The organism is Micromonospora sp. NPDC005806 (assembly GCF_042871425.1).
In the GTDB taxonomy this organism is placed as follows: Bacteria; Actinomycetota; Actinomycetes; order Mycobacteriales; family Micromonosporaceae; genus Micromonospora.
Genome location: NZ_JBIAIL010000004.1, coordinates 83,282 through 109,812, shown reverse-complemented (window position 1 = coordinate 109,812; position 26,531 = coordinate 83,282). Strand labels below are relative to the sequence as shown.

The window sequence follows — 26,531 nt, the reverse complement described above, 5'->3', positions numbered from 1 at the left end:
GGCGGGCGCCTCCGGGATCGAGGGGGAGCATGGGAGTCGCCGTCGCCATCGCGGTGGTCATCGTCGTCGTGCTCGTGGCGCTCGTGCTGTCGTTGAGCGTGCGGCTGGTGCAGCAGTACCAGCGGGGCGTCGTGTTCCGCTTCGGTCGCGTGCTGGACCGCATCCGGCAGCCCGGCTTCCACCTGATCATCCCGGTCGCCGACCGGATGGTCCGGGTGAGTATGCAGACCACGGTGATCGGGGTGCCCGCACAGGGTGTGATCACCCGGGACAACGTCACCCTCACCGTCGACGCGGTCGTCTACTACCGGGTGGTCGATCCGGTGAAGGCACTGGTCAACGTGCGCGACTACCCGTCGGCAGTGCTCCAGGTGGCGCAGACCGCGCTGCGCTCGGTGATCGGCAAGGCCGACCTCGACACCCTGCTGCGGGACCGGGACCGGATCAACGCGGAGCTGAAGTCGGTCATCGACGCGCCGACCGAGAAGCCGTGGGGCCTGCTCATCGAGCGCGTCGAGGTGAAGGACGTGGCGCTGCCCGAGGGGATGAAGAGGTCGATGTCCCGCCAGGCCGAGGCGGAGCGGGAACGCCGCGCCCGGGTGATCGCCGCCGACGGCGAGTTCCAGGCGTCGCGCCGGCTCGCCGATGCTTCCCGGGCGATGGCGAACACGCCGGGGGCGTACCAGCTGCGGTTGCTGCAGACGGTGGTGGACGTCGCCGCGGAGAAGAACAGCACCCTGGTCATGCCGTTCCCGGTCGAGCTGCTGAAGTTCTTCAACGCGTTCACGGGGGGCGAGCAGGCGGCACCGGTAGGGCCAGGGCGGGCGGAGCAGGGCCCGACGCTCGGCCCGACCACCGAGACCGTCGCCGCGGCCGCCGAGGGGGACGGGCACCGGCGCGAGCGCTGACGGGGCAGCGTATATACCGGCTAGCTGTATATGCTGCCGGCCATGACCGACAGTCCGCTCCGGGAACCCACGTTCCTGATCCTCACCGCGCTGGCCGAGACACCCCGGCACGGGTACGCCGTCATCGAGGACGTGCTGCGCATCTCCGACGGCCGGGTCCGGCTGCGCGCCGGCACCCTCTACTCCGTCCTCGACCGGCTGCGCGCCGACGGCCTCATCGAGGTCGACCGCGAGGAGGTGGTGCAGTCCCGGCTGCGCCGCTACTACCGACTCACCGCGCTCGGCGCGACCCGGCTCGCCGCCGAGGTCGCCCGGCTGCGTCACAACGCCGACACCGCCGGCCTGCGGCTGCGCCGCGCCGGCCTGCTCCCCGAGGGAGGGGCGGCGTGAGCGGGACCGCACTCGAGCGCCGCTACCGCCGGCTGCTCGCCGTCTACCCGTGGGAACACCGCCGGGCGTACGAGGAGGAGATGCTCGCCGTCCTTCTCGCCGGCGCGCGGCCCGGCCAGACCCGGCCGGGCGCCGGGGACGCGCTGAACCTGATCGGCGCCGGCCTGCGAGCTCGGCTGCGGGTGAGCACCCGGGGGCTCACCGAGCCGGCCTGGACCGACGCCGCCGCCGTCACCGGCGTCCTGGTGGCCCTGGCCCTGTTCGCCGCCGCCGGCAGGAACCTGGCCGACCACCTGGTCGTGAACCCTGCCCTTCCGCCGCCGCTGCGGCCGGTCGGCGCCGATGCCGTCGACTGGCTGCGGGTGGCGGGGTGGGCGGGCGTCGCCCTCGCCGCCCTGATCGGGCTGCGGCGGGTCGCGGCCGGACTCGCCTGGGCCGGGGTCGCTGCGTGGCTGGTGCTGGTCGGGCCGGGAGCCGTCGACCAGCCGACGTACGTCGTGGACACCCTGCCCCAGTTCGCTCTCGCCCTGGTGACGGCGGCCGCGCTCACCGTGCCTGCGCCCGGGCGTCGGGCGCTTGCGGTGCTTGGCGCACGCCGGCTGGCGGCGTTGGTGCTCGCGCCGCTCGCGGTGGGCGCCGTCCTGGCGGGCAGCCGGCTGAGCTCTGCCGGTGCCGACTTCGCCGGTCCCGTGACCGTGTACGTGTTCTACGGATTGCTGGAGGCCCGCAGCGAGGCTGTGCTGTGGCTCTACGTCGCCGGGCTCGCTGTCGCCGTGCTGGCCGTCCTGGTCAGCCTCGCCACGCTCGCCCCGGCGGTGCGCCGGCGGGTCGTGGTCATGCTGGCGCCGGTCGCCGCGCTGGCCCTGGTGATCGACACCGCGCTGGCCGGTTGGGCGGTGTCCACCCTGCACATGGGACACACCATTCCGCTGGTGCCGGCGCAATGGGCGATGCTGGTGCTCGTACCGCTGGTCACCTTCCTGGCCGGGGTGCTGCTGGTCCGACGCCGGGAGGAGACGCTGCGGATGGTGGCGTTGGGCCGGGCCGCCGACCGGGAGCGGCCCGCCGCCTGAGCCGCCGTCGGTGGTCCCGCGCGTCGTGCGAAACCGTCGCTCAGTCGAGCAGGCCGCCGGTGGGCAGCGGCAGCTTCGGCAGCGGCGACAGGCTCGGCAGGGACGGCAGCGGCAGCGCGGGCAGCGGCAGCAGCGGTCCGCCACCGCCCGGGGAGGTGCCGGGGGCCGGGGAGGTGGCGGGCCGGGACTGCCGCGGCGACGGGGCGCGGGTGCCGCCGGAGGGACGGGCGGCGGGGGTGGTCGGCCGGACCTCGGGCGTGAGGGCCGGCGACGGGATGGCCGACAGCGATCCCCGTGCCGCGGCGAGATCCCGGTCGAGGGCGTCCAGCTCGGCGCGCAGCCGGTCGACCGTGGCCGGGTCGGTGACGTCCGCGAGTTCGCGGCGGGCCCGGTCGACGAGCTGCCGGGCCTCGTCGAGGTCCCCGCCGGTCAGCGCGGCGCGGGCCTGCGCGATCAGTTCCTCGACGTCGCGCACCTCGGCCTGCTGCGGGTACAGGACCCTGGTCAACGACCACAACGGGCTGCCCGGCCCGGCGCTGCGGCTGCCGACGCCGAGCCCGCCCGCCATGGCGAGCAGCGCCACGGCGGCGGCCGCGAGGCGTACCGTCCACGGCCGGTGCCGCCGGGCCCGCGCCGCCGCCAGCGACGTGGGCGCGGGCAGGCGCTCCGCCCCGACCGACGGCTCGGCTGCGGGGACGGCGTTCCCGCCCTCCGGTCGAATTTCCTCCGGGTGGCCGTCGCCGGTCGGGGCCGGCGGCCGTACCGCGGCCGTGGGGACGCCGTCGGCGATGTCGGCGTGCCAGGCGCCGAGCATCGTGGCCAGGTCGTCGCCGGCCGGGGCCGGCTCACCGCGCCCGAGGGCGTCGAGCAGCAGGTCGTCGCGGGCGAGGATGTCCAGATCCATCGCCTCGTCACCGCCGCCCGGCGTGCGCTCGCTCATGCCGCCACCTCGTCAAGGGAACCCTCGGCAAGGGTACGGAGCCGGGCCAGCGCCCGGGACTGGGCCATCCGCACGGCGGCCGCCGTCATCCCGACGATCGTGCCCACCTCGTCGGCCGAGAGGCCCGCCGCGACGCGTAGCAGGACGATCTCCCGCTGGATGTCGGGTAGCCGGTCCAGCAGGGCGGACAGTCGCCGGGCCAGGTCGGTCGAGACGGCCTGCTGCTCCGGTCCGGGCGCCGCGTCGGGCTGCTCCAGCGGCCTGTCGGTAGGGGTGACCGCGGCGTCCCGGACGGCGGCCCGCTGCGCGTCGGCGACCTTGTGCGCCGCGATGCCGTAGACGAAGGCGGCGAAGGGGACGCCCTGTTCCCGATAGCGGGGCAGCGACCGCAGGACCGCCAGGCACACCTCCTGGGCGACGTCGTCGGCCGTGGTGTACGCCCCACCGACCCGACCCAGCCGAGCTCGGCAGTATCGCACGAGGCCGGGGCGCACGTCGGTCAGCAGCTCCGCCGTCGCCGCTCGGTCACCGTGGACGGCTTGACGGACCAGTTCTGGATCGACTGCTCGGATCATGGGGTTGCGAGGCACCTTCGTTACCGACGGGTTAACCGCACCGTACTGAAGCCGCCTGGTTTCCGCACCTATTGCGTTCCGTAGCGGGGCAACGCCGCAACGAAGTCGAAAAGAAGTTGTTGCGAACGAGCCTGCTCCTGCGATGTCTCTGTCGAACGAGGCGATGGGAGGGGTGATGGGCGTCGAGGTGGCCGTACAGGGACTGACCAAGTCCTTCGGTGGCCAGCCAGTGTGGTCGGACATCTCCCTGACCCTGCCGGCCGGTGAGATCTCCGTACTGCTCGGCCCCTCCGGCACCGGCAAGTCGGTGTTCCTCAAGACCCTCGTCGGGCTGCTGCGACCCGACCGGGGCGACATCTGGATCGAGGGACAGAACCTGCCCCGACTGTCGGAGCGGGCGCTGTACGAGCTGCGCAAGCTGTTCGGCGTGCTGTTCCAGGACGGCGCCCTGTTCGGCTCGATGAACATCTACGACAACGTGGCGTTCCCGCTGCGCGAGCACACCCGCAAGTCCGAGTCCCAGATCCGGGCCGTGGTCAACGAGAAGCTGGACATGGTGGGCCTGGTCGGGGCGGAGAAGAAGCTGCCCGGCGAGATCTCCGGCGGCATGCGCAAGCGGGCCGGCCTGGCCCGAGCGTTGGTCCTCGACCCGCAGATCATCCTCTTCGACGAGCCGGACTCCGGGTTGGACCCGGTCCGCACCGCATACCTCAACCAGCTCATCATCGACCTCAACCAGCGCACCGAGGCGACCTTCCTGATCGTCACCCACGACATCAACACCGCCCGCACCGTCCCGGACAACATCGGCCTGATCTACCACGGCCACCTGGCCATGTTCGGGCCCCGGGAGATGCTGCTGTCCAGCACCGAACCGGTGGTGCGGCAGTTCCTCAACGCCCAGCGGGTCGGCCCGATCGGCATGGCGGAGGAGAAGGACGCCGAGGAGCTCGCCGCCGAGGCGGAGGCCGGGGTCGAGCTGCCGCCGCTGCCGCCCATCCCGCTGCAACTGCCGCCCTCAGACGGGCTGCCCCGCCGGGCCGAACGCCCACCCGGGCAGTGGTGCCGCGAGCACGGCGTCACCCCACCACCCGGCTCCTTCGAGGGCCGCCGGGACGACGAGCGACCCACCATCGACCTGGGCCCGCACCTCGCCGCCGACGCCCGCCACCGGGAGGTGACCGGATGAGCGCCCCGACGACCGCCGTCCGCAACACCGGCGAGTTCTTCGCGTTCTGCCTGGACACCCTGCGCGGGCTGGGCCGGCGGCCGGTGCAGGTCCGCGAGTTCGTGCAGCAGGCCTGGTTCATCAGCTCGGTGTCCATCCTGCCCGCCGCGCTGGTGTCGATCCCCTTCGGCGCGGTCATCGCCCTCCAGCTCGGCTCGCTGGTCCGCCAGCTCGGCGCGCAGTCGTTCACCGGCGCCGCGTCGGTGCTCGCCGTGGTCCGCGAGGCCGGGCCGATCGTCACCGCGCTGATCATCGCCGGCGCCGGCGGCTCGGCGATCTGCGCCGACCTGGGCTCCCGGAAGATCCGCGAGGAACTGGACGCCATGCAGGTCCTCGGCATCGACCCGATCCAGCGCCTGGTGGTGCCCCGGGTGCTCGCCTCGATGCTGGTCGCCGTCCTGCTCAACGGGCTGGTCAGCGTCGTCGGCGTGACCGGCGGCTACACGTTCAACGTGGTCCTGCAGGGCGGCACGCCCGGGGCGTACGTGGCCAGCTTCCAGGCCCTCGGGCAACTACCCGACCTGCTCGTGGGCGAGGTGAAGGCGCTGCTGTTCGGCGCGGCCGCCGCGCTGGTCGCCTGCTACAAGGGGATGACCGCCAAGGGTGGACCGAAGGGCGTCGGCGACGCGGTCAACCAGAGCGTCGTCATCACCTTCATGCTGCTGTTCGCGCTGAACTTCATCGTGACGGCCGTGTACTTCCAGGTCGTACCGCAGAAGGGAAGCTGACATGACCCCGCTGCGCTACCTCGACGACCTCGGCGGCCAGCTCGCCTTCCACCTGCGCGCCCTGGCCTGGGCGCCGCGTACCCTGCGCCGCTACAAGCGCGAGGTGATCCGGCTGCTGGCCGAGGTCAGCTTCGGCACCGGCGCGCTGGCCGTGCTCGGCGGCACCGTCGGCGTCATCTGCTTCCTCACCTTCTTCACCGGCACCGAGGTCGGGCTCCAGGGCTACCAGGCCCTCGACCAGATCGGCAGCAGCGCCTTCACCGGCTTCGTCTCGGCGTACTTCAACACGCGGGAGATCTCGCCGCTGGTCGCCGCGCTGGCCCTGTCCGCCACGGTCGGCTGCGGCTTCACCGCCCAACTCGGCGCCATGCGGATCTCCGAGGAGGTCGACGCGCTGGAGGTGATGGGCGTGCCCTCCCTGCCGTTCCTGGTCACCACCCGGATAATCGCCGGTTTCATCGCCGTCGTCCCGCTGTACGTGATCGGGCTGCTCGCCAGCTACCTCGCCACCCGCACCATCGCGGTCGGCTACTTCGGACAGTCCGCCGGCACCTACGACTACTACTTCCACCTCTTCCTGCCACCCGGGGACGTGCTCTGGTCCTTCGGCAAGGTGCTGGTGTTCAGCGTGATCGTGGTGCTGGTCCACTGCTGGTACGGCTACACCGCGCAGGGTGGACCGGCCGCCGTCGGCGTCGCCGTCGGGCGGGCGGTGCGGACCGCCATCGTCGCGGTCAACGTCGTCGACTTCTTCCTGTCCCTGGCCATCTGGGGCGCCACCACCACCGTCCGGATCGCGGGGTGACCATGCGACACCGTGTCCTCGGCATCGTCTTCATCGCCGTGCTCACCGCGGCGCTGACCGCCTCCGTGCTCCAGTACCGCAAGGCGTTCACCCCGGTCGACCGGGTCACCCTGCAGGCCGACCGGGCCGGCCTGCAACTCCTCGACGGCGCCGACGTCAAGGTCCGCGGCGTGGTGGTCGGCGACGTCCGCTCGATCCGCAGCGACGGCCAGGGGGCGGTCATCGGGCTCGCCCTCGACCCGGCCACCACCGACCGGATCCCCGCGGACGTGACCGCCCGGCTGCTGCCCAAGACCCTCTTCGGCGAGCGGTACGTCGAACTCGTGCCACCGACGGGCAGCACCGCCGGACCGATCCGCGACGGCGCGGTCATCAACCAGGACCGCAGCCGCACCGCCGTCGAACTGGAACGGGTGCTCGACCAGGCGCTGCCGCTGCTGCAGTCCATCCACCCCGACCAGCTCGCGGCCACCCTCGGCGCCATCGCCACGGCCCTGGAGGGACGCGGCGACCAGCTCGGCGCCAACCTCATCCGGCTCGACGCGTACCTGCGGCAGCTCAACCCGCAACTGCCGACCATCGCCGAGGACCTCCGCCAGCTCGCCACCGTGCTGGACAGCTACGACGCCGCGCTGCCCGACCTGCTGGCGCTGCTGCGCGACGTCACCGTCACCGCCGGCACGGTCACCGACCAGCGCGCCCAGCTCGCCGCGTTCCTGGCCGACACCACCGACACCGCCGACACCACCCGCGGGTTCCTCGACCGGCACGGCGACCAGCTGATCCGGCTCGGCGACGTCAGCCGCCCGGTGCTGGAACTGCTCGCCACCTACGCCCCCGAGTACCCGTGCCTGGTCCACGGGCTGGTCGCCCTGCAACCCCGGGTCGAGGAGGTCTTCGCCGGCGGCCGGATGCACATCACCCTGGAGGTGACCCGCGACGGCGGCCCGTTCGAGCGAGGCCGCGACGAGCCGGTCTACGCCGCCCACAACGGCCCGAACTGCCGGCAGCTGCCGAACCCGCCGGTGCCCGCCCCGGAGGTGCCGGTCGCCGACGGCTATGACTACGGCGGCGCCCGAACCCGGCCACCCCTGCCGGTCGGCCTGCCGGCCGGTCCGGCGGCCACCACCGCAATGGGGCAGGCCGGCACCGGCGAGGAGCAGTCCCTGGTCAAGCCCCTCGTCGGTGGACTCACCGGGACACCCCCGGTCGAGGTGCCGGACATCGCGGTCCTGCTCTGGGGCCCGCTGCTGCGCGGTGCGGTGGTGAACGCCCGATGACCGGCAAGACGACCTCCGCGCTGGTCAAACTGGTGGTGTTCGCCGTCGTCACGCTGCTGGCCACCGGGCTGCTCGCGCAGACCCTCGGCGCGTTCCCGCCCGACGGGGTCACCTACCGGGCCCGGTTCACCGACGTCACCGGTCTGCTTCCCGGCGACGACGTGCGCATCGCCGGGGTGCGGGTCGGCAAGGTCGCCGACATCGCCGTGGTCGACGACACCGTCGCCGAGGTCGCCTTCACCGTCGACGGGGACGTGCCGGTGGCCAGCAGCGTCCGCGCCGCCATCCGCTACCGCAACCTGGTCGGCCAGCGCTACCTGGCGCTGACCGAGGGGCCGGGGGACGGGCGGCCGCTGCGGGCCGACGGGCTCATCCCGCTCACCCAGACCAGACCGGCGCTGGACCTGACGGTGCTGTTCAACGGGTTCCGGCCGTTGTTCACCGCGCTCAACCCCGACGATGTCAACAAGCTCGCGTACGAGATCATCCAGGTCCTCCAGGGCGAGGGCGGCACCGTCGCCAGCCTGCTGCGGCGGACCGCGTCGCTGACCACCACCCTGGCCGACCGGGACGCCGTGATCGGCCGGGTGGTCACCAACCTCAACGCCGTGCTGGGCACGTTGGCCAGCCGCGGCCGCGAGCTGGACCAGAGTGTCAGCCAGCTCCAGCAGTTCGTCTCCGGGCTCTCCGCCGACCGCACCGCCATCGGCGAGGCCCTCGTCAACCTCGGCGAGCTGACCGACACCACCGCGGGCCTGCTGCACGAGACCCGGCCGCCGCTGGCCGCCGACGTCCGGGCCCTCGGCGACCTGGCCGGCACCCTGGACCGCAACTCCGCCGTCATCGACTCCACCCTCGGTCGGCTGCCGCAGCGCTACGAGTCGCTGACCCGGGTCGCCTCCTACGGTTCCTGGTTCAACTTCTACCTCTGCGACTTCGACGGCCGGGTGGCCGTCGCCGGCCAGGCGCCGCTGACCCCGGCCGGCGTCAGCGCCCCCGCCGCCCGCTGCGCCACCGGAGGTGCCCGGTGAAACCGTTCCGCGAACGCAACCCCGTCGTCGTCGGCGCGGTCGGCCTGGCCGTGATCGTCGCCGCGCTGCTCGGCGCCTTCCAGCTCGACCGGATCGCCGCGCTCACCGGCCGCACCTACCAGGCGGCGTTCCACGACGCCAGCGGTCTGGCCACCGGCAACGAGGTCCGGGTGGCCGGAGTCCGGGTCGGCGTGGTCACCGCCGTGGAGCTCGCCCGTGAGCCCCAGCCGTACGTACGGGTCCGCTTCCGGGTCGACGACGACGGCGTACGCCTCGGCCGCGACACCGGCGCCACCATCCGGATCAAGACCGTGCTCGGCCAGAAGTATCTCGCCCTGTCGCCGGCCGGACCGGGGAAGCTGCCCGAGGACGGGCAGATCCCGCTCGACCGCACGGCCGCCCCGTTCGACGTGGTGCAGGCCGTCACCGGCCTGGCCGACACCCTCGACAGGGTCGACACCGACCAGCTCGCGCAGGCGTTCACCACCCTGTCCGAGACCTTCGCCGACACCCCGGCCAGCGTCGGCACCTCGCTGACCGGGCTGTCCCGGCTGTCCCGCACCGTCGCCAGCCGCGACGCCGAACTGCGCGCCCTGCTCGCCCGCGCCCGGACCGTCACCGGCGTCCTCGCCCAGCGGGACGAGGAGTTCCGCAAGCTGGTCACCGACGGGGAGAAGCTGCTCGCCGAGGTCAGCCGCCGCCGCGACGCCATCCACCAGCTCCTCGTCGGCACCGACCAGCTCGCCACCGAGCTGTCCGGGCTGGTCGCCGACAACCGCACCCAGCTCGAACCGGCGCTGCGCAAGCTGCGCGACGTGGTCGCCGTCCTGCAACGCAACCGCGACGACCTGGAGCAGACCATCCGGCGGATGGGCCCCTTCGTCACCGCCTTCGCCAACGTGGTCGGCAACGGCCGCTGGTTCGACTCCTACGTCGACGGGCTGCTCCAGCCGTACCTGCCCACCACCGGAGGACGCTGATGCCCGGTCGGATCCACCGCTGGCGCCGCCCCCTCGCCGCGGCCACGGTCCTGCTCACCGCCGTCGCCGTCGGGACGGTGGTGTGGCGGCACGAGGCGCCGCAGCGGCGCGTCGTCGCGTACTTCACCCGGGCCGTCGGGGTGTACCCGGGCTCGGACGTCCGGGTGCTCGGCGTCCGCGTCGGTGAGGTCGAGAAGGTCACCCCGCAGGGCACGACCGTCCGCGTCGAGATGCGCTACGACCCGACGCTGCGGGTGCCCGCCGACGCCCAGGCGCTGATCGTCCCGCCCAGCGTGGTCAGCGACCGGTACGTGCAGCTCACTCCGACTTTCACCGGCGGAGCAGCCCTCTCCGACGGGGCCGAGATCCCGGTCGGGCGGACCGCCGCGCCGATGGAGATCGACGACATCTACCAGGCGCTCGACGAGTTCAACAGGACCCTCGGCCCGCAGGGCGCGAACGCCGACGGCACCCTGTCCGACCTGGTCGCCACCGGCCGGGCCAACCTCGAGGGCAACGGTCAGAACCTGCACGACACCCTCGACGGGCTCTCCCGCGCGCTGGGCACCCTCTCCACCGGGCGCGGCGACCTGTTCGGCACGGTGACCAACCTGCAGCGCTTCACCACCACTCTGGCCCGCAGCGACGAGCAGGTACGCCGTTTCAACCAGCAATTGGCCGACGTCGCCGAGCAGCTCGCGGGGGAGAAGGAGGAACTCGCTGCCGCCCTGCGCAACCTCGCCACCGCGCTCGCCGAGGTCACCACCTTCGTCCGGCAGAACCGGACCGCGCTCACCTCCAACGTCACCGCGCTGGCCGACATCACCCGGGTCCTGGTCCGCCAGCAGCAGGCCGTCATCCAGATCCTCGACGTGGCGCCCCTCGCCCTGGGCAACCTCAACCTCGCCTACAACCCGCGCTCGGGCACCCTCGACACCCGCGACAACGCCCTGGGCCCGTACGACCCGGCCACCTTCGTCTGCTCGCTGATCGTGGCGCAGCTCCCCGCCGCCGAGGTGCCGGCGAAGTGCACCGCGCTCGCGCAGACCCTGCACTCCCGCGGTCTGCCCCTCACCGACCAGCTGCGCAAGCTGCTCAAGCTGCCGCCCGGCGCCCCGACGGCCGGCGGGTCCCCGCCGGGCTCCGTCAGCTCCCCCGGTGCGCCGACCGCCGACGAGGCGCCGGGCGGCGCCACCACCACGAGCGACCCCACGCTCGGCGGCATCCTGCGAGGTCCGGCGTGACCGCCCGGCGGCTGCGCCTGCTGGCCGGCGCGCTCACCGTGTCGCTGCTGCCCGCCGGCTGCGGCCTGCCCGAGGTCGCCGACCTGCCGCTGCCCGGCGGCAAACCGGCCGGGGACGGCTACATCGTCACCGCCGAGTTCTCCGACGTGCTCGACCTGGTGCCGCGCGCGGCCGTCAAGGTCGACGATGTCACCGTCGGCACGGTGGAGAAGATCTCGCTGTCCGGCTGGCACGCCCAGGTCCGGCTGCGCATCGACCGCGCGGTGCGGCTGCCCGCCAACGCCACCGCCGCCGTACGCCAGAGCAGCCTGCTCGGCGAGAAGTACGTGACCGTCGCACCGCCGCCCACCGAGCCGGCCCGCGGCCGCCTCGCCGACGGTGACCTCATCCCGCTGTCCCGCACCACCCGCGGCGCCGAGGTCGAGGAGGTCCTGGCCGCCCTCGGCCTGCTGCTCAACGGTGGCGGCCTGGCCCAGCTCCGGACCATCAACGCCGAACTCGGCCAGGCGCTCGCCGGCCGCGAACCGGAACTGCGGGACACCCTGGCCCAGCTCGACACCTTCATCGGCGGACTCGACCGGCAGAAGGCGGACATCGTCCGCGCCATCGAGGCGCTCGACCGGCTCACCGGCCGGCTCGCCCGGCAGCGGCAGGTCCTCGGGGACGCGCTGGACTCCCTCGCGCCCGGCCTGACCGTGCTGGCCCGGCAACGCGCCCAGCTCACCGGGGCGCTGACCGCCCTCGGCCAACTCGGCACCGTCGGCACCCGGGTGGTCGAGCGCAGCCGGCAGGACACGGTGGCCAGCGTGAAGGCACTCCAACCGATCCTGGAACAGCTCGCCCGGGCCGGTGACGACCTGCCGAAGTCGCTGGACTTCATGCTGTCGTACCCGTTCCCGCCGAACGTCACCGGCGCGATCGTCGGCGACTTCGTCAACCTATCCGTGACCGCCGACCTGGACGCCGCGAGCATCCTGGCCAACCTGGTGGCGGCCGCGCCCGCCCCGGCGGCGCGCGCACCCCGGACGAAGGCCCCCGCCGCGCCGCGGCCGCCCGCCACCGGCCCGGCGGTCCCCGGTGGGGTCCTGCCCGCGCTGCCGCTGAAGTGCCTGCCGGACCTGAAGGACTTCCCGGCCACCTGGACCCCGCCCAAGGAGTGCGGGCTGCCGGAGGGCTGCAAGCTGCTCAAGCCGGGCTCGACGGTGCCCCTCGGCGGGCTGCTCCTGCCCAAGGGCGTCGTGCCGCCCGGCACGGCGCTCCCCGCCGGCACCGAACTGCCGGACGGCACAGTGCTGACCGCCGAGTGCGTGCTGCCGGTGACCGGAGCCGTCACCGGGCAGGTCGGCGGCCTGACCGACATGCTGGGTGGAGGGCTGATCCCATGATCGGACGGACCGCGAAACTCCAGGTCATCGCGTTCGTGCTGGTGAGCGTCCTCGGCATCGGCTACGTCGGGATCCGCTACGTCGGCCTCGGTGACAAGCTGCTCGGCGCCGGCTACGTGCTCCACGTCGACCTGGCTCGCGCCGGTGGCCTGTTCGCCAACGCCCCGGTCACCTACCGCGGGGTGCCCGTCGGCCGGGTCACCGCCGTCGGCCTGCACGCCGACGGGGTCCGCGCCGACTTGCGCATCGACCGCGGCGTACGGGTGCCCGACGCGCTGCGGGCCGTGGTCGCCCAGCGGTCGGCCGTCGGCGAGCAGTACCTCGACCTGCGGCCCGACCGCGACGGCGGGCCGTACCTCGCCGACGGTGCGGTCATCCCGGCCGACCGGACCGGCCTCCCGCTCGCCCCGGAGGCCCTGCTGACCAACCTGGACGCCCTGGTCCGATCGGTCAACCCGGACGACCTGAGCGTGCTGATCACCGAGCTGGGCGCCGCGTTCGAGGGCAACGAGCAGGCCCTCGCCCGGATCCTCGACTCCGGCGACGCCCTGCTCGATGAGGCGGACAACCGGCTGCCCGAGACCCTCGCCCTGATCCGCGACGCCCGGACCGTGCTCACCACCCAGGCGGAGTCCGCCGCGGCGCTGCGCCGCTGGTCGGCCGGGCTGGCGCAGCTCGCCGCCACGCTCCGCGCCGCCGACCCGGACCTGCGCAAGCTGCTCGCCGTCGGGCCGCCGGCCGGCGCCGAACTGCGGGCGCTGCTGCGCGGTCTGGAACCGGACATCGGGACCCTGCTCGGCAACCTGGTCACCGTCAACGGGATCGCCGCGCGGCGGCTGCCCGGCATCGAGCAGCTCCTGGTGGTCTACCCGATAGCGGTGGCCGGCGGGTTCACCGTCACCCCCGGCGACGGCACCGCCCACCTCGGACTCGTGGTCAACGCCAACGACCCACCGTCCTGCGTGTACCACGGCGGCACCCGGTGCAGCGCGAAAGACCGCACCGCCGGGGCGAGCGTCCGGGGTGCCGGGAACGCGCCCCGACCGTCCAGCGCCGATCCGGCGCCGCCCGCCCCCGACGAGGGGGCCAGCCCGGGGTACGACCCCGCGACCGGTCTGGTGCTCGGCTCCGACGGCCAGCCGCTGCAGTTCGGCGGCACCGGCGGGCAGTACCGCACGGCCGGTGACCAGTCCTGGAAACAGCTGTTGCTCGCCGGCCTGACCCCGTGACCGGCGTACCGGAGGAGGTGGCGGTGCCCAGCCGCAGGAACACCACATTCAAAGTCATCAAGGGCGCGAAGGCCGGCGGCCCGACCCCGGCGCGCCGGCGCGTGGTCACCGTGCTCCACCCGGCCGACCCGGTCGAACGGGTGCTGGAACGCCTCGACCAGGAGCCGGTCGAGGACCCCACGGAAGCGGGCAACCTGACCGTGGTCGCCGACGACGAGCCCCGCCGGCCCGCCGGTCGCCGCCCCACGTCCGCCGCCCAGGCGGACCGGGACACCGGGCCCGAGACCGGCCGCCGCAAGCCGGCGGTGCCCGGCGGGCCGCACCGGGGCCGCGCCCTCACCGCCCTGCTGGTCGTGCTGCTCGCGGCCGCCCTCGCCGGCGCCGGCGTCTACGGCCACCGCTGGTACGTCGACCGGGCCACCGACCAGGCGCACCGGGAGGCCATCGCCGCCGCCCGGCAGGCCGCCGTCAACTTCGTCTCGGTGAGCGCCGCCAGCGTCGATCGGGACCTGCAACGCGTCACGGCCGGGGCCACCGGCGACTTCAAGGACGAGTTCACCCGCGGCCAGGCGCAGGTACGCACCGCCGTGGTGGAGAACAAGGTGCAGTCGCAGGGCAGCGTGCTGCGCGCCGGCCTGCTCTCCGGGGACCGCCGGCACGCGGTGGTGCTGGTGGCCGTCGACGCCACGGTGAAGAACGTGAAGGCCCCCGACGGCCGCCCGTCGCACTACCGCATCCAGCTCGACCTGGTCCGGGATCGCGACTCGGGCGAGTGGCTGGTGTCCAAGCTCCAGTTCGTCGGCTGACCGAGGAGAAGACGATGCGTGTCCCGACCGTGCTGCGCCGCCGCCCGGCGCGGCTGCGCCCCGTGCCCGTGCTCGCCGTCGCGGTCGTCCTGGCGGCGGCCGTGGCCCTCGCCGGCTGGTACGGCGACCACCGCGCCGCCGTGCGCGACCAGGCCGTACGCCAGGCCCTGGCCACCGCGCCCGCCGCCGCCAAGGCGCTCTTCTCGTACGACTACCGCACCGTCGACGACAGCGTCACCAACGGCCGCACCTTCGCCACCGGCGCGTTCGCCGACGAGTACGCCCAGACCACCGCCGCGCTCAAGCAGACCGCCACGAAGCAGCAGGCGGTCGTGCTGGCCGAGGTCTCCGCCACCGGCGTGGTCAGCGCCGAGGCGGACCGGGTCGAGCTGCTGCTCTACCTCAACCAGTATCGGCGCAACGTGACCACGGCGGGGGAGAAGGTCGACCAGAACCGGGTCGTGCTCACCATGGTCCCGGTGCGCGGCGAGTGGAAGGTGGTCAAGGCCACCGCGATCTGACGGCGGTGCTGACCGGCTGACCCGTCGGTTCCGGACCCCGTCGCCGGAACGACGGGTTTCTGCCCGTGGTCGAGGGGTAAGCGCCGCGCCGTGGCGTCGATTTCGAGACGGGCGGCTGCTCCGTGACCGCAGCAGCTCCACCGCGAGCAGGCTGGTCAGGTTGTCCAGCCCGGTCTGCAGCTTTGGGCGCCCGGTTCGCGCAGCGACGCCGGGACAGGCTGGCCGGCTTCCTCGCCGATCCCGATCGGGGTTGATCGGGCCGTGGGCGGGAGGGTGACACCGGGAGACCCAGACCGCGGCGTGGCCGCGCCGGACCGGTACGGCCTGGTCCTCGCGCTGCTGATGATCAGCTTCCTGCTGACCGCCTTTTTACCCGGCGAGCACATACGTGTCGTGCCGCTGCTCCTCTACCTCGCCGCCCTGGCACTGGCGCTGCGTAGCGCGCCCCTGGTGCGGGCACACTCCCACCGGCTCCTGTGGGTGCTGGTAGCCGCCACGGCGGTCGCCGCCGTCCTCCTCGTCGTGGTGCCGGCCCGGGTCGTGCACGGCGTGATCTCGCTGTGGATGGCCGGAATCCTGGCCCTGGCGATCGTGGCCGTGGTGCGGCGGGTGCTGTCTCATCGGGTGGTCACGCTGCAGACGATCCTCGGTGCGTTGAGCGCGTATCTGTTGATCGGCTTGTTCTACGCCGCGCTGTTCTCGGCCCTGGCCCAGTTTCAGCGGACCGCCCTGTTCGCGAATGGTCAGCCGGCCGACAACAACGACATCCAGTACTTCAGCTTCATCACCATGACCACAGTCGGGTACGGAGATTTCACGGCCGCCGGTGAACCGGGCCGTACCCTGGCCGTCTTTGCCGCGCTGAGCGGTCAGATCTTCCTGGTCACCCTGGTCGCCCGGCTGGTGTCGACGTTCGGCGCCGCACGTCGCGAGCAGTAGCCGGATCCACGCCGCCGGGACCGACGCCCCTCCCTGGGCGACGTCCGGGTGGTGGAAGCACCCGTTGCGCCGATGGACGGCAGCTTCGCCGTGTCCAAAATGATCAGAGAGGCGGTGGCCGATATCGCCCCTGGATTGCCGTGGAGTACGTCGCATGAGCGGCTGGCAACTGTCCGGCTACACGCCGGTCCGTCGGCTCGGCGCCGGCGCGTCGGGCAGCGTCATGCTCGCCACCCACGACGGGACCGGCACCCCGGTCGCCATCAAGTACCTGGTGCGCGACATCGGCGACGACGCATCCTTCCGGAGCGCCTTCCGGGAGGAGGCCCGGCTGCTCGGCGAGATCGACGACCCGCACGTCTCCCGGCTGTACGAGTACGTCGAGTCTCCCGGCGGCGCGGCCATCGTGATGGAGCTGGTCAACGGGGTGTCGCTGCGGCAGATGCTCCGGGCACACGGCCCGACCACGCCCGAGTCGGCGCTCTGCGTGCTCAAGGGCTCGCTCGCCGGGCTCGCCGCCGCGCACTCCCGCGGCGTCGTGCACCGCGACTACAAACCGGAGAACGTGCTGGTCACCGGGGCGGGGCTGAGCAAGCTGGCCGACTTCGGCATCGCCATGCCGATCGGTCACGGCTCCGACACCACCGTTTCCGGCACCCCCCGCTACATGGCCCCGGAGCAGTGGACCGGCGCCCCGGCCAGCCCCGCCTGCGACATCTACGCCGCCACCGCCACCTTTTTCGAATGCCTCACCGGCCGGCCCCCGTACGACGGACGGGACCTGTTCACCCTGCGCGAGCAGCACGCCTCGGCGCCGATCCCCACCGACCCGGCCCCGCTGCCGGTGCACGATCTGCTCCGGCACGGCATGGCCAAGCAGCCGGCCGACCGGCCGCAGCCCGCCCAGGTCTTCCTCGAGCTCCTCGACCGGGTGGCCGGCGAGGCGTACGGCCCGGACTGGGCCGAGCGCGGGCTGCGCGAGCTGGCCCGTCGCGCGGCCCTGCTCGCCGCGCTGTGGCCGTTCCCGGACGGCAGCGGTGGCGCCACCAGCCTGGCCAGCACCGTGCTCGGGGCGGGCGCGGCGCCGGTCCGCCGGGGCCTGTTCCATCGGGGCCGGAAGCGGACCGCGCTGGTCGGCGGCGCCCTCGTCGCGGCCCTGCTGGCCGGCGGCGCCGGCTACCGCTACGCCGCCCACGACGACCCGGCGGTCGCGGGCGGGCCGCCCGGCGTCGACCCGGCCGCGACCGGCACGCCGAGCGCCACCCCGACCGACGCCGCCACGCCGAGCCCGAGCCCCACCCCGAGCGCGTCGACCAGCCCCACGCCGTCGGCGACCCCGAGCGCCACGCCCAGCCGGTCCCGGTCCGTCACGCCGACCAGGTCGCCGGTGCGCACCAGCGCGCCCGCACCGACCCCGTCCACCAGCACCGCGCCGCCGCCCCCGCCCGACGTCACCGCCCCCACCGTCGGCGGCGTCACGGCCAAGCCCGCCGAGCTCGTCCCGCAAGGCTGCTCCTACGGCTACCGGACGAGCACCGTCACGGCCACCGTCACCGACGACCGCAGCGGCCCGGCCGCGCTCAAGGTCAGCCTTCGCTACACCCTGGAGGGCGTCACCTCGACGGTCGGGATGAGCTCGGCCGGTCGCGGCGTGTTCCAGGGGACGTTGGGGCCGCTGCCGGTGCCGAAGCAGATCAGCCGCATCCCCGTTCAGGTCATCGCCGTCGACGCCGCCGGGAACGCCGCCACCTCGGCCTCCCCGGTGTACGTGACGCTCTACCGAGACTGCCCCATTGGCTAGGAGTTGCGACGTGCCCGCTACCAACCGATCCATCACGGCCCGGGGACGGCTCGGGTGACCCGGCCGGAGGAGCCCACCGAGGCGCTGCCCACTCGGCCGGTGCCGCTGCCCCTCGACCCGGGGGCGACCGTCGACCTCGACCGCACCCTGGCGGTCGGCGGCGCCGAGCCCACCGTGCAGCTCGCTGCCGCCGACCCCACCGTGCAGCTCGGCACCCCGGACGCGACGGTGCAGCTCGGCGCACTCGACCAGACCGTGCAGCTCGGCGCGCCGGAGGCCACCGCACACCTCGACCTGCCGGACCGGACCGTCGACTTCGGCGCGCGCGACCTGGCTGCCGACGCGACCGTGCACCTGGCGGGGCCGACCCTCGCCGCGACCAGTCCCGCCACCATCGGGTACGCCGGCGCGACCGACGCGTACCCCCGGACCACGGGGGACGCGCGGGCGGCGAGCGGTCCCGCGCAGCCGGCGCCCGGCGGCGAGCTGCGCTTCGGGCCCGGCGTGCCGGCCACGCCGCCGGCCGCCCCCGCCTGGCCGACCGTGGCCGGGGCGCGCCGGCCGCGGCCGCGGTGGCGCCGGGTCGTCTCGGCGCTCTCCACCCTGCTGACCCTCGCGCTGCTGGTGGTGGTCGGGCTCTACCTGTGGCAGCGGCTCAGCCCGCTGGAGGTCGAGGGCGTCAGCGTGGCCGTGCCGCAGCCGGCCGGCGACCGCTGCGACGTCACCGTCGATGTGGTGGCCACGGTGCGGACCAACGGCCGGAGCGGGGTGATCCGGTACCAGTGGTTCCGGTCTGACGCGCCGCCGGGCGCCCTGCTCACCGAGCGGGTCGGTCGGGGTCAGCGGACCGCCACCCTGACCCTCAAGTGGACGTTCAGCGGCGTCGGCGCCACCACCGAGACCGCCACCGTCAACATCATCGAACCCTCGCCGGTGCAGGCCGGCACCCAGGTCGCCTACCGCTGCCGGCGGGGCTGACCGCGTTTCCACGCCGGGCGCCCAGGGTAGGTCGAAGCGGACTGACCTGACCCTGCCTGTGCGTGGAGGCCTTCGATGAGAGACAACTTCGGCAACGCGGTGGGCGACGCGTTCCGCTCGGTGCTGCTGTTCCTGCCCAAGGCGGTCGCGTTCATCGCGATCCTGGTGGTCGGCTGGCTGATCGCCAAGGCCGTGCTCAAGATCGTGGACAAGGTCCTGGAGCGGGTGCACTTCGACCGGGCCGTCGAGCGCGGTGGCATCAAGACCGCCCTGGCCCGCTCGAAGTACGACGCCAGCGACATCGTCGCCAAGCTGGCCTACTACGCGGTGCTGCTCGTCACCCTGCAGCTCGCGTTCGGCATCTGGGGGCCGAACCCGATCTCGGACCTGATCGCCGGCGTCGTCGCCTGGCTGCCGCGGGCGTTCGTGGCCATCGTCATCGTGGTGGTGGCCGCAGCCATCGCCAAGGCGGTCAAGGACATCATCTCCAGCGCCCTCGGCGGCCTCTCCTACGGCCGGATCCTGGCGAACCTCGCCTCGGTGTTCATCCTTGGCCTCGGCATCATCGCCGCGCTCAACCAGATCGGCGTGGCGACCGCGGTGACCACGCCGGTGCTGATCGCCGTCCTCGCCACCGTCGGCGGCATCCTGGTCGTCGGCGTCGGCGGCGGTCTGGTCCGCCCGATGCAGAGCCGCTGGGAGCACTGGCTGGCCCGCGCCGAGGAGGAGTCGCGGACGATCGCCACCCACGCCAAGGCGTACCAGGCCGGCCGGCGGGACGTCGAGGCGCGGCTGAACGATTCGGCCGGCCCGTACGCCGAGGCCGACCGCACCCAGCCGGTCCCGCCGCACCAGCCCACCGTCGGGCAGGCGGCGGACAACGAGTCCACGATGGTCATCCCGCAGGCGGACGTGGAGAAGTTCCGCCGCTGACCGTCCGCGCCACCGCCGGGGCGGGACCCGACCGGGTCCCGCCCCGGTTTTGTCTCTGCGGGGCCGACGCGAAGGGCCGATGCCGGTTAGCATCGGCGCATGACCTGGCGATGTTGATCCTGCCCTAGAGGCCGTGGCCGCGGGCCGCCGCGGACGCCGTACGTCCGGTGTCCGTTTCGTCCCCGTGGGAAGGCCTCATGATCGTCACTCCTGCGCGCGTACCGGCGACCCGCCCATTGGCGGCCGCGCTCTACGGCTACGCGTTCCTCACCGACTTCGTCCTGCTCTACCCGCTGTACGTGCTGCTGTTCGCCGACACCGGGCTGTCGGTCGGGCAGATCTCCTCGCTCTTCGTGATCTGGTCGGCCACCGGCATCCTGCTGGAGGTGCCCTCCGGCGCCTGGGCCGACGCGGTGTCCCGGCGGCTGCTGCTCGCCCTGGCCCCGCTGCTGCCCGCGGTCGCCTTCGCCCTCTGGCTGATCGTCCCGTCCTACCCGGCGTTCGCCGTCGGCTTCGTGCTCTGGGGCGCGGGCGGGGCGTTGCGCTCCGGCGCCCTGGAGGCGCTGGTCTTCACCGAGCTCGACCGGCTCGGCGCCGCCGACCGGTACGCCCGCCTCATGGGCCGGGCCCGCACCGCGGAGGTGGCCGCCGCGGCGACCGCCGGGGCGGTGGCCGGGCCGGTCTTCGCCGTCGGTGGCTACCCGGCGGTCGGCGTGGCCAGCATCGCGGCCTGTCTGCTCGCCGCGGCCGTCGCGACCCGGTTCCCGGAGCCCCGCCCGGTCCGGGCCGAGGGGCCCGCGCCGGTCGCCGGCCTGCCCGGGCCGGTCGACGGGGACGACGAGCCCGGCTGGCTGGCCAGCCTGCGCGCCGGCCTGGCCGAGGCCCGCGCCGACCGCAGGGTACGGGCGTCCCTGCTGCTCGTCCCGGCGGTGACCGCCGTCTGGGGCGGCCTCGACGAGTACACCGGCCTGCTGGCCCGGGACACCGGCGTCGCCGAGGCCATCGTGCCGCTGCTGCTCCTGCTGCTCTGGGTCGGGATGACCGTGGGCGGGCTGCTCGCCCCGGTGGGGGAGCGGCTGACCGCCGGCGGGTACGCGAGGCTGCTGCTGCTCGCCGCGTCGACGCTGGCGGCGGGCGCCCTGGTCGGCCGCCCGGCGGGGTTCGTGCTGCTCGCCGTGGCGTTCGCCGCGTTCCAGTTGGCCACCGTGCTGGCCGACGTGCGGTTGCAGGCCCGGATCACCGGGACCGCGCGGGCCACCGTCACCTCGGCGGCGGGGATGGCCACCGACCTGACCATCGTCGCGTTCTACGGCGCCTACGGCCTGGTCGCCGGCGCGGCGGGCAACGCGACCGCCTTCGCGCTGGCGGCGCTGCCCTACCTGGCGGTGGCGCTCTGGCTGGTCGTGAGTCGGCGGTCGGCGCGATGAGGGGCGCCGCGGCCGGCTCGGGCAGCCAGCCACCCGTGCCCGACCGGGCGGGTCGGGTGGAGATCGGGCACGCCATAGCGGCAAGCGGGCGGTCCAAAAGAGAGAGATGTGGCTTCCATCCGGTTCTCCGCTGTCCATTCGGCACCGGGTAGCGGGCAGCAAATTCACCCCATTACCCCGGACGTGACCGTCGTCACGCCAAAGTGCCGGTGTTACAAAAAGAGGCACGAGCGGGCGGGAGGTGCCAGGTGGACGCAGAACAGCGCAGACACCACATCCTCACCCTGGCTCGCCGTCACGGCGACGTCGACGTGCAGAAGCTGGCCGTCGACCTGGGTGTCGCGCCGGAGACGATCCGGCGTGACCTCAGCCTGCTGGCGCACCAGGGCCTGGTGCGCCGGACCCACGGGGGCGCGTACCCGGTGGAGACCGCCCGCTTCGAGACGACCCTGGAGAGCCGGACCACCAGGTTCGTCGTGGAGAAGCGGCGGATCGCCGCCGCCGCGGTGGAGCACCTCGGCGACGCGGAGTCCGTCTTCATCGACGAGGGCTACACGCCGCAACTGATCGCCGAGGCGCTGCCCACGCACCGGCCGCTGACGGTGGTGACCGCCTCGCTGCACACCGCCGCGGTGCTCGCCGCCTGTCCGGCCGTCACCGTCCTGCTGCTCGGTGGGCGGGTCCGCGGCCGTACCCTCGCCACCGTCGACCACTGGGCCACCGCCATGCTCGGCGGCTTCGTCATCGACCTGGCGTTCGTCGGCGCGAACGGGATCTCCCGCGAGCACGGGCTGACCACGCCCGACCCCGCGGTGGCCGCCGTCAAGGCCAAGGTCATGGCGGTGTCGCGGCGGGTGGTGTTCGCCGGGGTGCACACCAAGTTCGGCGGCCACAGCTTCTGCCGCTTCGGGGACGTCGGGGACGTCGACATCATCGTCACGGACACCGCGCTGCCGGCGTCCGAGGCGCATCGCTACTCACTGCTCGGCCCCGTGGTGCTGCGCGTCTGAGCGCCCGGGCCGACCCGTCTCCACCACCACCAACACCACCACCATGGAGGTTCGCTGTGTCCAGAACACGGTCTCCTCGCCGATGGCGCGGTGCACTCGCCGTCGCCCTCGCGGTCGGTCTCACCTCGACCGCCTGCTCCGGAGCCGGCGGCGGCTCCTCGTCGGGGGGCGGCAGCGGCGGCAAGACGATCACCGTGCTGATGGTCGGTAACCCGCAGATGGAGGACCTGGCCAAGGTCACCGCCGACAACTTCACCAAACAGACCGGGATCACCGTGCGGTTCACGATCCTGCCGGAGAACGAACTGCGCGACAAGGTCACCCAGGACGTCGCCACCCAGGGCGGCCAGTACGACGTGGCGACGATCGGGGCGTACGAGGCGCCGATCTGGGCCAAGAACGGCTGGCTGCACGAACTGAGCTCGTACGCCGACTCCGATGGCGGCTACGACGAGGGCGACCTGCTCAAGCCGATGGTCGCCTCGCTCTCCGGCCAGGACGGCAAGCTCTACGCGGCGCCGTTCTACGGCGAGTCCTCGTTCCTCATGTACAACAAGGAGCTCTTCGCGGCCAAGGGCCTGACCATGCCGGAGCGGCCGACCTGGCAGCAGGTGGCCCAGTTCGCCGCGAAGCTCGACGACAAGAAGGCCGGCGTGGCCGGGATCTGCCTGCGCGGCCTGCCCGGCTGGGGGGAGCTCTTCGCCCCGCTGACCACGGTCGTCAACACCTTCGGCGGCACCTGGTTCGAGAAGGACTGGACGCCGAAGGTGAACGCGCCGGAGTTCACCGAAGCGACGAAGTTCTACGTCGACCTGGTGCGGGCCCACGGCGAGGCGGGCGCGCCGCAGGCCGGCTTCACCGAGTGCCTGAACACCTTCGGCCAGGGCAAGGCGGCGATGTGGTACGACGCCACCTCGGCTGCGGGCACGCTGGAGGACAAGAGCGCGAGCAAGGTCGCCGGCAAGGTCGGCTACGCGTACGCGCCGGTGAACCGGACGAAGTCGTCGGGCTGGCTCTGGGCCTGGGCCCTGGCGATGCCGAAGACCACCAAGAACGCCGACGCCGCGTGGAAGTTCATCTCCTGGGCCACCGGCAAGGAGTACGAGAAGCTGGTCGGCTCCTCGCTCGGCTGGTCCCGGGTGCCGGCCGGCAAGCGGCAGTCCACGTACGCGATCCCGGAGTACCGGCAGTCCGCCACCGCCTTCGCCGACCTCACCCTCAAGTCGATCCAGGAGGCCGACCCGGTCAACCCGGGGGTGCAGCCCCGTCCCGCGCTCGGCGTGCAGTTCGTCGGCATCCCGGAGTTCGCCGATCTCGGCACGAAGGTCTCCCAGGAGGTCTCCGCCGCGATCGCCGGCAGCACCACCGTCGACAAGGCGCTCGCCGACGGCCAGCGAATGGCCGAGGGTGTCGCCAAGGAATACCGGTAGCCGCTGTCCGGGGCCGGCCGTTCGCCGGCCGGCCCCGGCCCTGCCTCGAGGTGGTCCCATGACCCAGACCGTCACCGCCGGCGCGGGCGCGGCACGCCGGCGTACCGTCAGACCCGTCCCCGGCCGCGCGCGGCAGCGCTGGACCCGCCGTGCCCCGCTGCTGCCCGCCCTGATCTTCGCGATCGTGGTGACCCAGATCCCGTTCCTGGTCACCCTCTATCTGTCCACTCTCGACTGGAACGCGCTGCGGCCCGGCCGGCGCGCCTTCGTCGGCCTCGCCAACTACGGCGAGGTGCTCACCGACGCCCGGCTGCGCGCCGCCCTGCTGAACACCGTGGTGCTCACCGCCGCCTCGGTGGTGCTGTCCGTCCTGCTGGGCCTCGGCCTGGCCATCCTGCTCGATCGGCGGTTCCCCGGGCGCGGCGTGGTGCGTACCCTGCTCATCACGCCGTTCCTGGTGATGCCGATGGCCGCGGCGCTGCTCTGGAAGCACGCCATCTACAACCCGTCGTACGGTCTGATCAACGGCATCGTGGGCGGCAGCACCGACTGGGTATCCCGGTACCCGATGTTCTCGGTGGTCACCACCCTGGTCTGGCAGTGGACCCCGTTCATGATGCTGATCATCCTGGCCGGGTTGCAGAGTCAGTCACTGGAGACCCTGGAGGCCGCCCGGGTCGACGGTGCCGGACCATGGCAGACCTTCACCCGGGTGACCCTGCCCTACCTGCGTCCCTACCTGGAACTGGGCGCCCTGCTCGGCTCCATCTACCTGGTGCAGACCTTCGACGCCGTCTTCACCATCACCCAGGGCGGGCCCGGCACCGCCACGACCAACCTGCCGTACGAGATCTACCTGACCACGTTCCGCAAGTTCGAGTACGGCGAGGCCGCCGCGGCGGGGGTCGTGGTGGTGATCGGCACGATTGTCGTCGCCACCTTCGCGCTGCGGGTGATCTCCAGCCTGTTCCGGATGGAGGATGCGCGATGACGACCCTGACCCGACGCGCCTCCCGGCGCCGGCCGACCAGCCCGACCCGGCGGACGAGCGGCCGCACCGGAGCTGCCTGGACCCTGCTGGCCTGGCTGGCGGGGCTGCTGTTCTTCCTGCCGGTGCTCTGGATGGTGCTCACCGGCTTCAAGCGGGAGGTCGACGCCGCCAGCAACCCGCCGTCCTGGTTCTTCACCCCGGTGCTCGACGGCTACCGGCAGGTCTTCGACCGGGACCTCACGCCCTACCTGCTCAACTCCCTGATGGCCAGCCTGCTGTCCACCCTGCTGGTGCTGCTGTTGGCCACCCCGGCCGCGTACGCGCTGTCGATCCGGCCGGTCGTCAAGTGGCGGGACGTGCTCTTCTTCTTCATCAGCACCAAGATGCTGCCCGCGGTCGCCGCGCTGCTGCCGATCTACCTGCTGGTCAAGGAACTCGGCATGCTGGACAACGTCTGGACCATGGTCATCCTCTACACCGCGATGAACCTCCCGCTCGCGGTGTGGATGATGCGGTCGTTCCTGCTGGAGGTCCCGTCCGCGCTGACCGAGGCGGCGGCGATGGACGGCGCGAGCCTGGTCGTGACGATCCGACGGGTCCTGCTGCCCATCGTCGCGCCCGGCCTGGCCGCCACCGCCCTGATCTGTTTCATCTTCAGCTGGAACGAGTTCTTCTTCGCGGTCAACCTCACCGCGACCCGGGCCGGTACCTCGCCGATCTTCCTGGTCGGCTTCATCACCTCCGAAGGGCTCTTCCTCGCCCGGCTCTGCGCGGCGGCGACCATCGTGTCGCTGCCGGTCGTGCTGGCCGGCTGGATCGCCCAGAAGCAACTCGTCCGAGGACTCTCCATGGGGGCGGTCAAGTGAAGGCAGCGGTCATCGTCACGCCGGGTCAGATCTCGCTGGAGTCCGTGCCCGATCCCGCACCCGGGCCGCGCGAGGTGGTCGTCGAGGTCGCCGGCTGCGGGATCTGCGGCACCGATCTGCACATCATGGACGGCGAGTTCGCGCCCGCCTACCCGATCGTGCCGGGTCACGAGTTCGCCGGCACGGTGGTCGCGGCCGGCGCCGACGTCACCGAGGTACGGGTCGGCGACCGGGTCGCGGTCGATCCGTCGCTGCACTGCGGGGAGTGTTACCAGTGCCGGCGCGGCCGGGGCAACCTCTGTGAACGCTGGGCGGCCATCGGTGTCACCGTCGCCGGCGGCGCGGCCGAGTACGCGGTCGCGCCGGTGAAGAACTGCTTCCCGCTGCCGGCGTCCGTCGCGCCGGCCGATGCCGCGCTGATCGAACCGCTCTCCTGCGCGGTACGTGGCTTCGACGTGCTGCCCCGCCGGCTCGGCGACCACTACCTGATCTACGGGGCCGGCACGATGGGGCTGATGATGTTGGAGCTGGCGAAGCGCTGCGGCGCGGCGAGCGTGAGCGTGGTGGACCCGAATCCGGACCGGCTGGCCACCGCGGTCCGGCTGGGCTGTACGGCCAGCGCCGCGAGCGCGGAGGAACTGACCCGCCTGCGCGGCTGGGACGTGGTCATCGACTGCACGGGGGTGCGGGCGGCGATCGACGACGGGCTCGGCCGGGTCGCCCCGGCCGGGACGTTCCTCCAGTTCGGGGTCGCCGAATACCGCACCCGGGCGACCGTGGAGCCGTACCGGATCTACAACCAGGAGATCACTGTCACCGGGTCGATGGCGGTGCTGCACAGCTTCGAGCGGGCGGGTGAACTGTTCGCCGCGGGCGTGCTGGACCCCGACGTGTTCATCAGCCACCGCTTCCCGCTCGACCGGTACGCCGACGCGATGGCCCAGTTCCGCGCGGGCGTCGGTCGCAAGATCCAGATTGCGGGTTGAGGGGGTGACCGCAGGCGGTTGCCGGCAAATCGGTGGTTAACCGGATA

The 26,531-nt window shown here is 73.1% G+C and carries 26 protein-coding genes; 24 read left to right on the top strand and 2 right to left on the bottom strand.

Annotated features, from left to right (window positions below; genetic code table 11):
* Nucleotides 1–29: 29 nt before the first annotated feature.
* Genes ACFYOS_RS06885 through ACFYOS_RS06875 form a run of 3 tightly spaced genes read left to right on the top strand, consistent with a single transcriptional unit; the run spans nt 30 to nt 2,371 of the window.
* The gene (locus ACFYOS_RS06885; protein ID WP_387136466.1) at nt 30–908 is read left to right on the top strand and encodes an SPFH domain-containing protein; all 879 of its coding nucleotides are present in this window, start codon (nt 30–32) and stop codon (nt 906–908) included.
* Between the two features lie 42 nt (nt 909–950).
* Nucleotides 951–1,298: a PadR family transcriptional regulator gene (locus ACFYOS_RS06880; protein ID WP_387136465.1), complete on the top strand. Its 348-nt coding sequence runs from the start codon at nt 951–953 to the stop codon at nt 1,296–1,298.
* Complete coding sequence (locus ACFYOS_RS06875) at nt 1,295–2,371, top strand: hypothetical protein (protein WP_387136464.1); 1,077 nt, start codon at nt 1,295–1,297, stop codon at nt 2,369–2,371. Before ACFYOS_RS06880 ends, ACFYOS_RS06875 begins: the two co-directional genes overlap by 4 nt.
* Before the next feature lie 40 nt (nt 2,372–2,411).
* Here ACFYOS_RS06875 and ACFYOS_RS06870 read toward each other — a convergent pair whose 3' ends face one another.
* Nucleotides 2,412–3,311 carry an anti-sigma-D factor RsdA gene (locus ACFYOS_RS06870; RefSeq protein ID WP_387136463.1) on the bottom strand — a complete coding sequence of 300 codons (900 nt, stop codon included), beginning with the start codon at nt 3,309–3,311 and terminating at the stop codon, nt 2,412–2,414.
* On the bottom strand, nt 3,308–3,886 hold the full coding sequence (shbA, locus tag ACFYOS_RS06865) for an RNA polymerase sigma factor ShbA (RefSeq protein ID WP_387136462.1): 579 nt from the start codon (nt 3,884–3,886) through the stop codon (nt 3,308–3,310). The genes ACFYOS_RS06870 and shbA overlap by 4 nt, the downstream gene beginning before the upstream one ends.
* Before the next feature lie 142 nt (nt 3,887–4,028).
* Here shbA and ACFYOS_RS06860 point away from each other — a divergent pair, with 142 nt between their 5' ends.
* From ACFYOS_RS06860 to ACFYOS_RS06760, 21 genes are all read left to right on the top strand, one after another.
* A complete protein-coding gene (locus ACFYOS_RS06860) occupies nt 4,029–5,075 on the top strand; it encodes an ABC transporter ATP-binding protein (protein WP_387136461.1) in 1,047 nt (348 codons plus the stop codon).
* A complete protein-coding gene (locus ACFYOS_RS06855) occupies nt 5,072–5,842 on the top strand; it encodes an MlaE family ABC transporter permease (protein WP_387136460.1) in 771 nt (256 codons plus the stop codon). Before ACFYOS_RS06860 ends, ACFYOS_RS06855 begins: the two co-directional genes overlap by 4 nt.
* A 1-nt stretch (nt 5,843) precedes the next feature.
* Nucleotides 5,844–6,647 (top strand): MlaE family ABC transporter permease, encoded by an 804-nt coding sequence (locus ACFYOS_RS06850; protein WP_387136459.1) that lies wholly within the window; start codon nt 5,844–5,846, stop codon nt 6,645–6,647.
* 2 nt (nt 6,648–6,649) lie between these two features.
* The gene (locus ACFYOS_RS06845; RefSeq protein ID WP_387136458.1) at nt 6,650–7,927 is read left to right on the top strand and encodes an MCE family protein; all 1,278 of its coding nucleotides are present in this window, start codon (nt 6,650–6,652) and stop codon (nt 7,925–7,927) included.
* On the top strand, nt 7,924–8,958 hold the full coding sequence (locus ACFYOS_RS06840; protein WP_387136457.1) for an MCE family protein: 1,035 nt from the start codon (nt 7,924–7,926) through the stop codon (nt 8,956–8,958). The genes ACFYOS_RS06845 and ACFYOS_RS06840 overlap by 4 nt, the downstream gene beginning before the upstream one ends.
* Nucleotides 8,955–9,938, top strand: coding sequence for an MCE family protein (locus tag ACFYOS_RS06835; RefSeq protein WP_387136456.1), 984 nt, complete (start codon nt 8,955–8,957; stop codon nt 9,936–9,938). The genes ACFYOS_RS06840 and ACFYOS_RS06835 overlap by 4 nt, the downstream gene beginning before the upstream one ends.
* Nucleotides 9,938–11,182 (top strand): MCE family protein, encoded by a 1,245-nt coding sequence (locus ACFYOS_RS06830; protein WP_387136455.1) that lies wholly within the window; start codon nt 9,938–9,940, stop codon nt 11,180–11,182. Before ACFYOS_RS06835 ends, ACFYOS_RS06830 begins: the two co-directional genes overlap by 1 nt.
* The gene (locus ACFYOS_RS06825) at nt 11,179–12,567 is read left to right on the top strand and encodes an MCE family protein (protein WP_387136454.1); all 1,389 of its coding nucleotides are present in this window, start codon (nt 11,179–11,181) and stop codon (nt 12,565–12,567) included. Before ACFYOS_RS06830 ends, ACFYOS_RS06825 begins: the two co-directional genes overlap by 4 nt.
* On the top strand, nt 12,564–13,796 hold the full coding sequence (locus ACFYOS_RS06820) for an MCE family protein (RefSeq protein ID WP_387136453.1): 1,233 nt from the start codon (nt 12,564–12,566) through the stop codon (nt 13,794–13,796). Before ACFYOS_RS06825 ends, ACFYOS_RS06820 begins: the two co-directional genes overlap by 4 nt.
* Entirely contained in the window at nt 13,793–14,602 is an 810-nt protein-coding gene (locus tag ACFYOS_RS06815) for a hypothetical protein (RefSeq protein WP_387136452.1), read from the top strand. The genes ACFYOS_RS06820 and ACFYOS_RS06815 overlap by 4 nt, the downstream gene beginning before the upstream one ends.
* A gap of 14 nt (nt 14,603–14,616) precedes the next feature.
* Nucleotides 14,617–15,123 (top strand): hypothetical protein, encoded by a 507-nt coding sequence (locus ACFYOS_RS06810; protein ID WP_387136451.1) that lies wholly within the window; start codon nt 14,617–14,619, stop codon nt 15,121–15,123.
* 342 nt (nt 15,124–15,465) lie between these two features.
* On the top strand, nt 15,466–16,062 hold the full coding sequence (locus ACFYOS_RS06805) for a potassium channel family protein (protein WP_387136450.1): 597 nt from the start codon (nt 15,466–15,468) through the stop codon (nt 16,060–16,062).
* Between the two features lie 154 nt (nt 16,063–16,216).
* Nucleotides 16,217–17,863 carry a serine/threonine-protein kinase gene (locus ACFYOS_RS06800; RefSeq protein ID WP_387136449.1) on the top strand — a complete coding sequence of 549 codons (1,647 nt, stop codon included), beginning with the start codon at nt 16,217–16,219 and terminating at the stop codon, nt 17,861–17,863.
* 54 nt (nt 17,864–17,917) lie between these two features.
* Entirely contained in the window at nt 17,918–18,841 is a 924-nt protein-coding gene (locus ACFYOS_RS06795) for a hypothetical protein (protein ID WP_387136448.1), read from the top strand.
* Nucleotides 18,842–18,916: 75 nt separating this feature from the next.
* Nucleotides 18,917–19,774, top strand: coding sequence for a hypothetical protein (locus ACFYOS_RS06790; protein WP_387136447.1), 858 nt, complete (start codon nt 18,917–18,919; stop codon nt 19,772–19,774).
* 197 nt (nt 19,775–19,971) lie between these two features.
* Nucleotides 19,972–21,201: an MFS transporter gene (locus ACFYOS_RS06785; protein WP_387136446.1), complete on the top strand. Its 1,230-nt coding sequence runs from the start codon at nt 19,972–19,974 to the stop codon at nt 21,199–21,201.
* A gap of 248 nt (nt 21,202–21,449) precedes the next feature.
* Entirely contained in the window at nt 21,450–22,211 is a 762-nt protein-coding gene (locus ACFYOS_RS06780) for a DeoR/GlpR family DNA-binding transcription regulator (RefSeq protein WP_387136445.1), read from the top strand.
* A 56-nt stretch (nt 22,212–22,267) separates the two neighbouring features.
* Entirely contained in the window at nt 22,268–23,641 is a 1,374-nt protein-coding gene (locus ACFYOS_RS06775; protein WP_387136444.1) for an ABC transporter substrate-binding protein, read from the top strand.
* 58 nt (nt 23,642–23,699) lie between these two features.
* Nucleotides 23,700–24,632 (top strand): carbohydrate ABC transporter permease, encoded by a 933-nt coding sequence (locus ACFYOS_RS06770; RefSeq protein WP_387136443.1) that lies wholly within the window; start codon nt 23,700–23,702, stop codon nt 24,630–24,632.
* Nucleotides 24,629–25,498, top strand: a complete 870-nt coding sequence (locus ACFYOS_RS06765) for a carbohydrate ABC transporter permease (protein ID WP_387136442.1) — start codon at nt 24,629–24,631, stop codon at nt 25,496–25,498. Before ACFYOS_RS06770 ends, ACFYOS_RS06765 begins: the two co-directional genes overlap by 4 nt.
* The gene (locus ACFYOS_RS06760; protein ID WP_387136441.1) at nt 25,495–26,484 is read left to right on the top strand and encodes a zinc-dependent alcohol dehydrogenase family protein; all 990 of its coding nucleotides are present in this window, start codon (nt 25,495–25,497) and stop codon (nt 26,482–26,484) included. The genes ACFYOS_RS06765 and ACFYOS_RS06760 overlap by 4 nt, the downstream gene beginning before the upstream one ends.
* The last annotated feature ends 47 nt before the right edge of the window (nt 26,485–26,531 follow it).

What these genes read in the sequence shown, in the direction of transcription:
- ACFYOS_RS06885 (WP_387136466.1), top strand. Translation starts at nt 30, where the DNA reads ATGGGAGTCGCCGTCGCCATCGCGGTGGTCATCGTCGTCGTGCTCGTG.
- ACFYOS_RS06880 (WP_387136465.1), top strand. Translation starts at nt 951, where the DNA reads ATGACCGACAGTCCGCTCCGGGAACCCACGTTCCTGATCCTCACCGCG.
- ACFYOS_RS06870 (WP_387136463.1), bottom strand. Translation starts at nt 3,311, where the DNA reads ATGAGCGAGCGCACGCCGGGCGGCGGTGACGAGGCGATGGATCTGGAC.
- shbA (WP_387136462.1), bottom strand. Translation starts at nt 3,886, where the DNA reads ATGATCCGAGCAGTCGATCCAGAACTGGTCCGTCAAGCCGTCCACGGT.
- ACFYOS_RS06860 (WP_387136461.1), top strand. Translation starts at nt 4,029, where the DNA reads ATGTCTCTGTCGAACGAGGCGATGGGAGGGGTGATGGGCGTCGAGGTG.
- ACFYOS_RS06855 (WP_387136460.1), top strand. Translation starts at nt 5,072, where the DNA reads ATGAGCGCCCCGACGACCGCCGTCCGCAACACCGGCGAGTTCTTCGCG.
- ACFYOS_RS06850 (WP_387136459.1), top strand. Translation starts at nt 5,844, where the DNA reads ATGACCCCGCTGCGCTACCTCGACGACCTCGGCGGCCAGCTCGCCTTC.
- ACFYOS_RS06845 (WP_387136458.1), top strand. Translation starts at nt 6,650, where the DNA reads ATGCGACACCGTGTCCTCGGCATCGTCTTCATCGCCGTGCTCACCGCG.
- ACFYOS_RS06840 (WP_387136457.1), top strand. Translation starts at nt 7,924, where the DNA reads ATGACCGGCAAGACGACCTCCGCGCTGGTCAAACTGGTGGTGTTCGCC.
- ACFYOS_RS06830 (WP_387136455.1), top strand. Translation starts at nt 9,938, where the DNA reads ATGCCCGGTCGGATCCACCGCTGGCGCCGCCCCCTCGCCGCGGCCACG.
- ACFYOS_RS06820 (WP_387136453.1), top strand. Translation starts at nt 12,564, where the DNA reads ATGATCGGACGGACCGCGAAACTCCAGGTCATCGCGTTCGTGCTGGTG.
- ACFYOS_RS06810 (WP_387136451.1), top strand. Translation starts at nt 14,617, where the DNA reads ATGCGTGTCCCGACCGTGCTGCGCCGCCGCCCGGCGCGGCTGCGCCCC.
- ACFYOS_RS06805 (WP_387136450.1), top strand. Translation starts at nt 15,466, where the DNA reads ATGATCAGCTTCCTGCTGACCGCCTTTTTACCCGGCGAGCACATACGT.
- ACFYOS_RS06800 (WP_387136449.1), top strand. Translation starts at nt 16,217, where the DNA reads ATGAGCGGCTGGCAACTGTCCGGCTACACGCCGGTCCGTCGGCTCGGC.
- ACFYOS_RS06790 (WP_387136447.1), top strand. Translation starts at nt 18,917, where the DNA reads ATGAGAGACAACTTCGGCAACGCGGTGGGCGACGCGTTCCGCTCGGTG.
- ACFYOS_RS06785 (WP_387136446.1), top strand. Translation starts at nt 19,972, where the DNA reads ATGATCGTCACTCCTGCGCGCGTACCGGCGACCCGCCCATTGGCGGCC.
- ACFYOS_RS06770 (WP_387136443.1), top strand. Translation starts at nt 23,700, where the DNA reads ATGACCCAGACCGTCACCGCCGGCGCGGGCGCGGCACGCCGGCGTACC.
- ACFYOS_RS06765 (WP_387136442.1), top strand. Translation starts at nt 24,629, where the DNA reads ATGACGACCCTGACCCGACGCGCCTCCCGGCGCCGGCCGACCAGCCCG.